General features: G+C 72.0%; 9 protein-coding genes. 6 read left to right on the top strand and 3 right to left on the bottom strand.

What is annotated here, in order from left to right; all coding sequences use genetic code 11:
* Positions 1-3: 3 nt before the first annotated feature.
* Positions 4-1,428, bottom strand: coding sequence for a DUF3375 domain-containing protein (locus Q1K33_RS02190; protein WP_300400064.1), 1,425 nt, complete (start codon positions 1,426-1,428; stop codon positions 4-6).
* Positions 1,429-1,554: 126 nt separating this feature from the next.
* Between Q1K33_RS02190 and Q1K33_RS02185 the strand changes: the two genes are divergently transcribed.
* Both Q1K33_RS02185 and Q1K33_RS02180 read left to right on the top strand, forming a co-directional pair.
* Positions 1,555-2,442, top strand: coding sequence for a bile acid:sodium symporter family protein (locus Q1K33_RS02185; RefSeq protein WP_300400063.1), 888 nt, complete (start codon positions 1,555-1,557; stop codon positions 2,440-2,442).
* A gap of 69 nt (positions 2,443-2,511) precedes the next feature.
* Positions 2,512-3,762 (top strand): hypothetical protein, encoded by a 1,251-nt coding sequence (locus Q1K33_RS02180; protein WP_300400062.1) that lies wholly within the window; start codon positions 2,512-2,514, stop codon positions 3,760-3,762.
* Positions 3,763-3,766: 4 nt separating this feature from the next.
* On the opposite strand, the gene Q1K33_RS02175 is transcribed toward Q1K33_RS02180, so the two are convergent.
* Together Q1K33_RS02175 and Q1K33_RS02170 are read right to left on the bottom strand one after the other, a co-directional pair.
* Positions 3,767-4,888, bottom strand: coding sequence for an FAD-dependent oxidoreductase (locus tag Q1K33_RS02175; RefSeq protein WP_300400061.1), 1,122 nt, complete (start codon positions 4,886-4,888; stop codon positions 3,767-3,769).
* Positions 4,885-5,778, bottom strand: coding sequence for a DUF1295 domain-containing protein (locus Q1K33_RS02170; protein ID WP_300400059.1), 894 nt, complete (start codon positions 5,776-5,778; stop codon positions 4,885-4,887). Before Q1K33_RS02170 ends, Q1K33_RS02175 begins: the two co-directional genes overlap by 4 nt.
* Before the next feature lie 91 nt (positions 5,779-5,869).
* Between Q1K33_RS02170 and Q1K33_RS02165 the strand changes: the two genes are divergently transcribed.
* The 4 genes from Q1K33_RS02165 (at position 5,870) to Q1K33_RS02150 (ending at position 9,875) form a co-directional block, all read left to right on the top strand.
* On the top strand, positions 5,870-6,397 hold the full coding sequence (locus Q1K33_RS02165) for a nuclease-related domain-containing protein (protein ID WP_300400058.1): 528 nt from the start codon (positions 5,870-5,872) through the stop codon (positions 6,395-6,397).
* Between the two features lie 135 nt (positions 6,398-6,532).
* Entirely contained in the window at positions 6,533-9,202 is a 2,670-nt protein-coding gene (locus Q1K33_RS02160) for a class F sortase (RefSeq protein ID WP_300400057.1), read from the top strand.
* Between the two features lie 41 nt (positions 9,203-9,243).
* Positions 9,244-9,477 (top strand): hypothetical protein, encoded by a 234-nt coding sequence (locus Q1K33_RS02155; protein WP_300400056.1) that lies wholly within the window; start codon positions 9,244-9,246, stop codon positions 9,475-9,477.
* Entirely contained in the window at positions 9,474-9,875 is a 402-nt protein-coding gene (locus Q1K33_RS02150; RefSeq protein ID WP_300400055.1) for a type II toxin-antitoxin system VapC family toxin, read from the top strand. Before Q1K33_RS02155 ends, Q1K33_RS02150 begins: the two co-directional genes overlap by 4 nt.
* The last annotated feature ends 5 nt before the right edge of the window (positions 9,876-9,880 follow it).

Genomic DNA, 9,880 nt, shown 5'->3' with positions numbered 1-9,880 from the left:
CCCTCACGACCTGCTCACGGTCGCCTGCGGCATCGAGACTGTACGCCGCCCGCGCTCGTCGTCGATGCTGACCTCGACCCGCTGGGTCTCGTCGAGCTCGACGCTCAGGTCGTCGTCGGTGAGCGCCAGGTAGCCCACCAGCTCGGCCACCCCGTCGCGCAGCGGGTAGAGCTCGAGGATGTCGGCGAGCAGCGCCGAGCTGCGTGGAGGCACGACGGTGCGCAGCTGCGCGGCGAGTCGCACGTGGTCGACGACCGTCTGCTCGAACAGCGCCGTCGTGTCGAGCTCCTCCACGCCCACCGAGACGCTCGAGTCGACCTCGCTGGCCGGCTTGACGTCGTACAGCGGACGCTCGAACGGCAGGCTGATCGAGACCTGGGCCTCGTCGATCTCCAGGCCGAGGCTCGGGGGCGCGAGCCGCAGCTCGAGGCCCGCGGTCTCGATCTCCCTGACCAGGTCGAGGACGCGACGGTTCTCCACCCAGACCTGGTCGTCGAGGAAGCGGCGGAACTGCTCCGAGAGCCGCCGCACGGTGGTCTGGGTGCGTTCGGCGGCATCCGACCAGTCGTGGTGGACGCGGCGCATCCGCGGGTCGGCGTCGAGCTCGTCGAGCTCCTGGACGCGCGCGAGCAGCTCGGACAGCTCGTCCTGGCGGTCGTGGGAGAGGAGGAAGTCGTAGAAGGCCCGGAAGCTCGCGCCCTGGTCGGAGGAGGCGATGTCGGCGCGATCGGTCACCAGTGCCTCGAGCAGCTCGCCCTTGGCGCCGTCCCAGGTGGCGATCCGCTCGCGGGCGCCGCGGTCCAGGGCACGGAAGTTCTCCTCGACCTCGCGGAAGTCGGCCAACAGCTCGCGGGCGGTGCTGCTGAAGAACTGGTAGCGCTCACGCAACGCCGCGCCACCCATCACCTCGAACTCACCGGCCTCCACCGCCGCGATCTCGGCCTCTACCTCGGCGCGACGCTGGTGCAGCAGGGCCAGGCGCGCCTCCTGGTCGTCGTCGGCGCCGTGCACCATCTGGCGCAGCAGCTCCACCAGTGTGTGCAGTCGCGACTCGGTGCCGACGCTGGGTCGGGTCTTGAGGCTCGTCACCCAGGAGTAGGCCTTCTCGAACGCGGGCGTGGCGTCGTAGTGGACGTCGTCGAGACCTGGGGGGTAGAAGCGTCGCAACCAGCCGGAATCGGGGGCCGACCAGTCGTCGAGATAGCCGATCGGGTCGCCGCCCCACTGCTCGGCCTGCGCGCGACCGGCGTTGGCGGCGTACAGGAAGTCGTCGAGGCGCCCGGCGAGCTCGCTCTGAGCCTGAGCGCCGCCGTTGGACTCGACGAAGGTCTCGCCCAGGAAGCCCAGCACCAGCGGGGCGTTGCGCGCTCGCAGCAGCTTCCACGCGGGGCTTCGCTCCGCGAGCAGCCGGATCTCGTCGAGGTGCACGGGGCGACCTTAATGGCGCGCGCCGACGGCCGGGGCCCGGGTCGCGGACGTCGCGCCGGACGTGGGTCCGCGTGACTGCCGTCACACTCTGCTTGACTGCACTCCACATCCTGGGGAGGAACGAGCATGAACGACTCAGCCTTGATCTCGGTCGGCCTGCCGATCGCGCTCGCGATCATCATGTTCGGCCTGGGACTGTCCTTGACCGTCGGCGACTTCCGACGAGTCGCACGCACGCCGCGAGCGGTCGCGGTCGCCCTGGTGCTGCAGGTGCTCGTGCTGCCCGTCATCGCGTTCGGACTCGTCCTCGCCTTCGACCTGGACCCCTTGCTGGCGGTCGGCGTGATGTTGCTGGCGGCCTCGCCGGGAGGGACGACGGCCAACCTGTTCAGCCATCTGTTCCACGGCGACGTCGCGCTCAACATCACGCTGACCGCGATCAACTCGGTGCTCGCCGCGCTGACCATCCCGCTCATCACGAACTTCGCGATCGGCTACTTCGACGCCGACGGCGAGCTGGGCCTGCAGGTCGGCAAGGTCCTCCAGGTCATCGCGATCGTCCTGGTCCCGGTGGCGATCGGCATGGTGGTGCGCGCCCGCTCCGCCGAATTCGCCCGCCGGGCGGATCGCCCGGTGCGTGCCTTCTCGATCGCCGTGCTCGTCATCGTCGCGGTCGGCGCCCTGCTGGGGGAGCGCGCCAACATCGGGGGCTACATCGAGCAGGTCGGGCTGGTGACCGGCATCTTCTGTCTCGCCAGCCTCACGCTCGGTTACGCGGGCGCGCGGCTGATGCGCCTCGACGAGCCGCAGGCCATCGCCAGCTCGATGGAGGTCGGCATCCACAACACGACGATCGCCCTGACCATCGCTCTCAGCGTCCTGGACAACACCGAGGTCGCCATCCCCGCCGCGGTCTACTCCGTCCTGATGTACGTCCTGGCCACGGCGTTCGGGTTCCTGATCACCCGAGGACGCACGGGTGGTCGCGCCCCGGCGACGACCTCCTCCTCCTGAGGCCGGCTCCGCGCTGTCGGCGCCCGCCCCTAGGGTCGATCCGACAGGGGACGAGAGGCAGGGGTGCACATGCGGGGACAGCTCGATCTGGACGAGGCCACCGACGCTGCGTGGGTGCGATTCCGCCGGCGACTGGCCGATCACCTGGCCGTGATGGCGGAGGGTGCCGAGCTCAGGCTCGAGCTCAGCGCCGGGGTCGACGACTCCTCGGCGCGGATCCGTCCGTGCCTGGTGGTGTGCGGGCTCGACGGCGACGTGGTGGCGGTCGAGTGGACGAGCGACGGTGACGACGCGGTGTGGGTGCACGCCCACGCCGACGTCGCCGCGATGGTCGAGCTCGGCTGGGACGAGACCGTCTCGCACGACGGTGTCGACCACCGGTGCACCGCCTTCGAGCTCCGCCGTGCCGACGAGCTCGCCGTGCTGCTGGTCCGCACCCTGCGCGAGGTGTACGACGTACCGCACCCGTCGTTCCTGGCCGCGGGCGGCCTGCAGGTCGACCCCGACGCCGCGCCGCCGCGGGTGGATCCGGGCGAGGAGCCGGAGGGGCTCGGCGGGCACGTCGAGCTCGAGGGGGTCCCGACCGACAGCGAGCACCTCCAGCTGATGGTCGACGCCGCCCTGACGGAGGTCTTCCCGCGCCTGCGGCACGACGAGGACGGCGACATCCCGATCGTCGCCGGCTCGAGCGTCGCCTACGTGCGGGTGCTGCCTGACCGTCCCTGCATCGAGCTCTTCGCGGTGATCGTGATCCGCCCCGACGACCCCGACCGGGTCCCGCACGAGCTCGTCCTGCTCAACGACGCCCACCCGTTGTGGAAGTTCGGCCAGCGCGGCGACCGGATCGAGATGCGCCACCGCCTCGTCGCCCTGCCGTTCTCCGCCTTCGGCCTGCGGATGATGGTCAAGCGGTTCACCTCCGAGGTCGACGACATCGCGCGCGGACTCACGGTCCGCGTCGGCGGCACGCTCTTCCGTGAGCCCGAGCTGGTGGAGGACGAGCGCGACGTGCTCATGTCCGGCCTCATCGAGCTGCTCCACCTGGACCGGGTCCGCGCCGCGACGGTGGCCGGTCTGTTCGACCACGACCGGGTCGAGATCATCCGCCAGCTGGTCCGGATCCGCCGCGGCGAGCAGTCGTGCGGCGACCACGACGAGGAGATCGTGCTGGAGGCGCTGCGCAAGGCGTTGCGGTACGTCGCCGACGGTGAGCCCTCGACCCACGCCGTCACGTCGGAGCCCGGCCCGCCCACCGCGCAGGAAGCGCTGCTGGAGGATCCGGGAGCCGACGACCCGCTCGACCTCGGGTGGTCGGCGTAGGGGATCAGGGGCGGCGCACACCGCCGTAGATCCCGCGCCGCACGATCCACGGCTGCAGGACCGAGTCGATGGTCCAGGCCGGGAAGCGGAACGCTCGACCGTTGGCGGCGAAGACCTCCAGGCCGTCGGGCTGGACTCCGAGCACCGACCCCCAACGGCGTCGCGGTGGCTCGTAGTCCCTCAGCTCCCGGTCGGAGATGGTGGCGCGGATGTTGTGCGCGAGCAGCTTGTCGGCACGGTTGCGCGCGGACGTCCGCAACGGGTCGGTGGCGGCGATGTCGCCCACCGCCCACACACCGTGGGCCTCGGGCACCCGCAGCTGCGGGTCGACGCGCACGAACCCGTCGGCATCCAGCAGCTCGGTCGGCAGCCATGAGGAGTTGGGGCGGACCCGCCCGATCGCCCACAGCACTGCATCGGCCTCGGCCGGGGGCTGTCCGGTGCTCCACCGGAGGGGTCCCTCGGTGATCGCGTCGCACGCGAAGCCCTGCGGCACCACGGCTCGGTGCTCGGCATGCAGGCTCACCCCGGCCTCGGTCAGCCGGCGCTGCACCTGACGCCAGACCCGGCCGTGGTGGTGGGGCAGCGCTCGCTCGCCGGGGAAGTAGAGGTGCACCGAGGTCCCCGGCCAGGCCAGGGCGACGTTGAGCGCGCTGCTGACGGCGGCCGCGCCGCCGCCCACCACGGCGATGGTGCCAGCGGAGCCCAGGCGCTCGTGGGCCGAGTGCAGCTCGGCCTCGACCTCCGCCGGTGACTGCACCTCGGGGCGTCGCCAGAACCCGTTGGTCACCCCCGTCGCGATCACGAGCACGTCGTACGGCTCGGCGTGCGTGGTCCCGTCGGCGTCCTGGACCGTCACCGACCGAGCGGCGGGATCGAGTCCGAGCAGGTTGCCGTGCACGGTTCGGACCCCGTCGAGACCGCGGAAGCGGTCGAAGCCGATGAAGTAGTCGCGCGCCCAGGCGTCGGGCCGAGCCAGCCGCACGCCCAGCTCCTGGCCGCTGACCAGCGCCGTCTTGGCGGAGATCCCCACGACCTCACCGACCTGCCGGGCCCCGGCGAGGTGCACGGCAGTCAGCAAGCCGCTGTCCCCGAGGCCGGCAACGACGACCCGGGGCTTGCTCACGTGTCGGCCCGGTCGGCCGGTCGACGGCGCGGGGGTCGCGGCACGAGCATCGGGACCCGGTCGACCACGTCCTGGTACTGCGGACGCCGCTCCAGGCTGCGCTCCTCCATCATCGGGATGCTCGCCCCGAGGAACATCGCCAGCATCGCCAGTGCGCCGACGAGGAGCCACCACGACTCACCTGGGGCGGCAGCGACTCCGAAGAGCGCCAGCGACACCCAGAAGGCCAGCTCGCCGAAGTAGTTGGGGTGCCGCGACCACGACCAGAGCCCGCGGTCCATCACCTGGCCGGGCTGCCGCTCGCGCACGAAACGGTGCATCTGGGTGTCCGCCGCCAGCTCCAGCCCGACGGCTCCGACGCCGACGACGAACGCCACGGCGTCGATCACCCCGACGTCACGACCGCCTCGGGTGACCGCGACGTACATCGGCAGGCACCCGAGGAAGACCTGGAGGGTGGGGATCACGTGGATGCCGCCCAGGTCGGCGACCGCCTCGAAGCGTCCGGCGCGGTCGCGCAGCAGGGGATAGCGCCAGTCCTCGTGGTGCAGTCCGGGGAACGAGTGGACCCAGTTGGCAGTCAGTCGCACCGCCCACAGGAGCACGACCACGGCCACCAGCCAGAAGCGCAGGGTGTCCACGCCGTCGCTCTGCGCCCACCAGTAGAAGAGCAGCAGCGGGGGCACCACGCTCCAGTAGGCGTCGTAGAAGCTGGAGTTGTGGTGTACGCGGCTGAAGCCGAAGATCACCAGCGTCGCCAAGAGGTCGGCGATCAGGGTGTCGAGCCACAAGGTGTCGGTCGAGGGCCCCAGGGCCAGCCACACGACCGCGACGAGCAGGGCGCCGGCGTACGCGACGCAGACCCGCAGGAGGGAGGCAGACTTGGTCACGGAGGCGAATCTAGTGACTTGGATCACCATGCGCAGGCAACCCCTATGATTCGGGTACGTCTCGGCTGGTGGATCAGGGCTGGGGGTGCAGGTGGCAGGAGAGTCGACGAGCGAGATCGTCGAGCAGTACGGCGATCGCCGGGCCGTGCTGGCCCGCGTGCCACGTGAGTGGACGCTGCTGCACGACGTGGCCTGGCCCGGCTGCCCGTCGGGGACCATCGACCATGTCGCGATCGGGCCCACCGGCGTCTTCGTGATGACCGCCGGCACGTGTGTCGCAGAGGCCGTCGCCGCCGCGGACGCCGTCTCCGCACTCGTGCCCGGGCTGCGCCGTGAGGGGTTCCGCGCCGTGCTGGTCGGAGCCGACCAGCCGGCGCCCTGGGTCGAGGTCGACGGCGTCATCCGCTGTGAGTCGGTCGACCTCGCTCGGCTGCTGCGCTCCTGCCCGCGCGTGCTCACCGGCGAGGAGGTCGCCGGCGTGGTCGGGGTGGTGCACGTCGGGCTCGAACGCGCTGAGCGCGCCCGATCCGTCGCCGCCACCGTCGAGGTCATCACGGTTCCGCCCGAGATCGTCGTGGCCGGCAAGCGGCGCCGCCTCCGCGGGCGTCGAGCCGTCTGAGGGGCACGGCTCGCGGAGGACCACGGTGAGGCGGTCGGGTGCCGGCTGCGCGAACGTGCAGTCGATCCACGCTCCCATCCACAGGCTGCAGATCGGTGGTTTTGGCCGGGCGCCGCGCCGGCCACCGTGGTCGTCATGTCGCTCTCTCGGATCCTCCTGCGCCCCGTCCTCGCTCCGATCACCGTGCTCGCCCTGGTGCTCGGAGCCTTCACCCTCGTCGTCGCACCGCCGGGGGGACCGCCCGCGGCGCAGGCCGCGACACGTGTGGACAAGGACTCGTGCCGACGCATCGACCCCAACCTGGTCAACGGGGTCTGCCTGCGCTTCCAGACCGAGCAGGGGAGCGGTCTGACCTGGATCGGGACCTACCGCGCTCCCAACGGTCGCATCTTCTTCTGCATCGACTACCTCTACGACTCCCGGCTGCCCGAGAGGGCCGAGACCGTCTCGACCGAGCGGCTCGTCAACCAGCTGGGCCGTCGCGTGGGTGATGCCGAGGTGGCTGCTCTCAACTACGTGATCTCCACGTGGGCCGGGCGCGGCTCGACGGGCAGCGACGACCGGGACGCCGCGATCGCACTCATCGTGCGTGAGGTGATGAGCGACGGCACCCGGCCGGGAGGCCTGGTCGTCTACCCGGGAGGGCTGGACGTGGGGGAACAGGTCCGACCCCCGGTCGGCGGACTCGGCGGCCGAGTCCTGGGGCTGGCCCGGGCGATGTGGCGCGAGGCGTCGCGCTCGTACGGTCCGTGGGAGCTCAGCCTCCGCAAGACCGCCGGCGGTCCGATGCGCCTGGGCCGCACCCGCACCTACCGAGCAGATGTGACGTCGGCGGCGGGTCGTCGGCTGACAGGGGTGCGGGTCGCCCTGCGGTGCCGTGGCCCGATCGCCTGTCCTGAGGCGATCACGACGCGCCGCAAGGGCGCCAAGCTCAAGGTGCGGCCCAGCGACACGGGGAGGTTCCGGATCCGCGCGCGAGTGTCGGGACCGGACGCGCACGGTCTGCTCTACCGCCAGCGGGGCTGGCGCACGCACGCCGGACCGACGGCCCGTGGGGTCGGGGTGCAGCGCGGCTGGATCGCGCAGGACAACCGGGCTCGGGCCGGGGCGAGCGCCCGCACCACCATCAAGAAGGCGCGACCGCAGGTGCGCACGACGACGTCGCACGTCGAGGTGCTGCCCGGCGCGCGGATCCACGACGTCGTGCACGTCGGGGGACTACCGAAGGGCTATGCCCGGCAGGTGGTGGCCACGCTGCACGGTCCCTTCGTCGATCGACCTGGCCGTGACGACTGCACCGCCGCCACGCGCGCCGGTCGGGTGCGCTTCGAGGTCGACGGCAACGGCACGTACACGACGCCGGCGGTCGTCGTGGACCGGGTCGGCTACTACACGTGGGTGGAAGCCTTCCGCGGCGACCGGTTCACGCTGCCGCTGACCACGCGGTGCGGACTGGTCGAGGAGACGACCCTGGTCGAGCCGTTCACGCCGCGGATCCGCACCGTCGCCTCGCGGCAGCGCGCCGAGGTGGGCGACCGGATCCACGACGTCGTGACCGTCGACGGGCTGCGCGACACCCGAGCGACGCTGCGCTGGCGCCTGCACGGGCCGCGTCGGCCGGTGGACGGTTCGTGCGCTGCGGTCCGCTGGGCCGGGGCCGGCATCGCCGATAGCGGCAGCCTCGTCGTGGACGGCGACGGCACCTACCGCACTGCGAGCACGCCGCTCGAGCGTGCGGGCTGCTACACCTACTCCCAGTCCGTCGAGCCGACCGCGATCAGCACCGCGGCGCTCAGCCCGCCGGGGCTCGCGCGGGAGACCGCGCTGGTGCGCCGTCGTACGCCCGAGGTCACGACGGTCGTCTCCGACCAGCGCGCCCTGGTCGGGGACAAGATCCGCGACACGGTGCGGCTGCAGGGTCTGCGCAAGGCCGACCGGGTGCGGGTGAAGTGGTGGCTGCACGGCCCGATCGCGCCGAAGCGCGGTACGTCGTGCCGTGGCCTCGACTGGTCGGGCGCGCCCGTGGCGGATCGCGGCGAGTTCGGCGCGCAGGGCAACGGCCGCTACCGGACCCGGTGGGTCGGTGTGCAGGCGAGCGGTTGCTACACCTACTCCGAGCGGGTGCCGGCCACGCCGGCCACCGAGCCGACCGAGACCCGCCCCGGCATCCCCAGCGAGACCTCGTTGGTGACGCGACCGGCGACGCCGTACGTGCCGGAGATCCCGTCCGGGTTCGACATCCGGGCCGAGGACGTGGCGGCTCGCGACGACGTGCCGGATCGGCCGACGGAGCGCACCGAGCCGCGCTACCTCGAGGAGCGCTACGTCGCCCCCGAGTCGGGCGACGCGCTCGGCCGCACGGCAGGCGGCGGTGAGCTGCGGATCGCCCGCGTCGGCATCCGCGCCGGTGTCAGCAGCGTGGGTCTCGACGGCGGCACGATGGCGATCCCCAACGACACCGGTCGGCTCGGCTGGCTCTCGACGACGGCCGGAGCGGCCGACGTGATGGGCTCGAGCGTGATCTCGGGACACGTCTCCGACCGGAGCGACCGGCCCGGCGCGCTGTGGCGGCTGCGCGACGTGCGACGGGGAGACGTCGTGCGGTGGACCGACGCGAGCGGCGAGACGCACCGGTTCGCCGTACGGCGGGTCCAGCGGTTCCCGCGCACGCAGGGCGTTCCGGCCCGGTTGCTCAAGACGACGGGTCCGCACCTGCTGCACCTCGTCACCTGCACCACCCGGCAGCGGACCAGCACGGGCTTCCACTACGCCGACAACCTGGTCGTCACCGCCAAGGAGCTGTGAGAGGGGTGGCTCGCGCGGCGGCATGCAGGCAGAATGCATGCATGACGACGATCACGGTCCGCAACGTCCCCGACGAGACCCGCGACCTCTTGGCGGCGCGCGCCAAGCGGGCGGGGCAGTCGATGCAGGAGTACCTGCGGCGCCAGCTGATCGAGATCGGCGCGGCCGAGGACCAGGGCGAGTTCTGGGACCGCGTCGAGGAGTCGGTGGCCCGGCACGGCAGCACGCTCTCGACTGAGGACATCCTCGCGGCCCTGGACGAGGGGCGGCGGTGAGCGTCGTTGCCGACTCGTCGGCGATGGTGGCGGCGCTGACGGACAACGGCGTGGTCGGGCCATGGGCGAGACGTCGTCTGCGCGGCCGCCCGCTCCTTGCCCCGCACCTGCTCGGTGCCGAGGTCGCCCAGGTGCTGCGCAGGAGCGTGCGAGTCGGGCGGCTCGATCCGGTTGTGGCCGGACACGTCATCGCGGAGCTGATGCGGTACCCGATCACTCAGGTGGCTTTCGCCGCTGTTGCCCACCGGGTCTGGGAGCTGCGCGAGACGGTCTCGGCCTACGACGCCTGGTACGTGGCGGTCGCCGAGGCGGCTCGGGTGCCACTGGTGACCCTGGACGCTCGGCTGGCTCGTGCTCCGGGACCACGGTGCGAGTTCGAGGTCGGACCGGCGGCCTGACCCCT

This window comes from Nocardioides sp., from assembly GCF_029937575.1.
GTDB lineage: Bacteria > Actinomycetota > Actinomycetes > Propionibacteriales > Nocardioidaceae > Nocardioides.
This window is presented reverse-complemented; position numbering and strand designations above follow the sequence as displayed.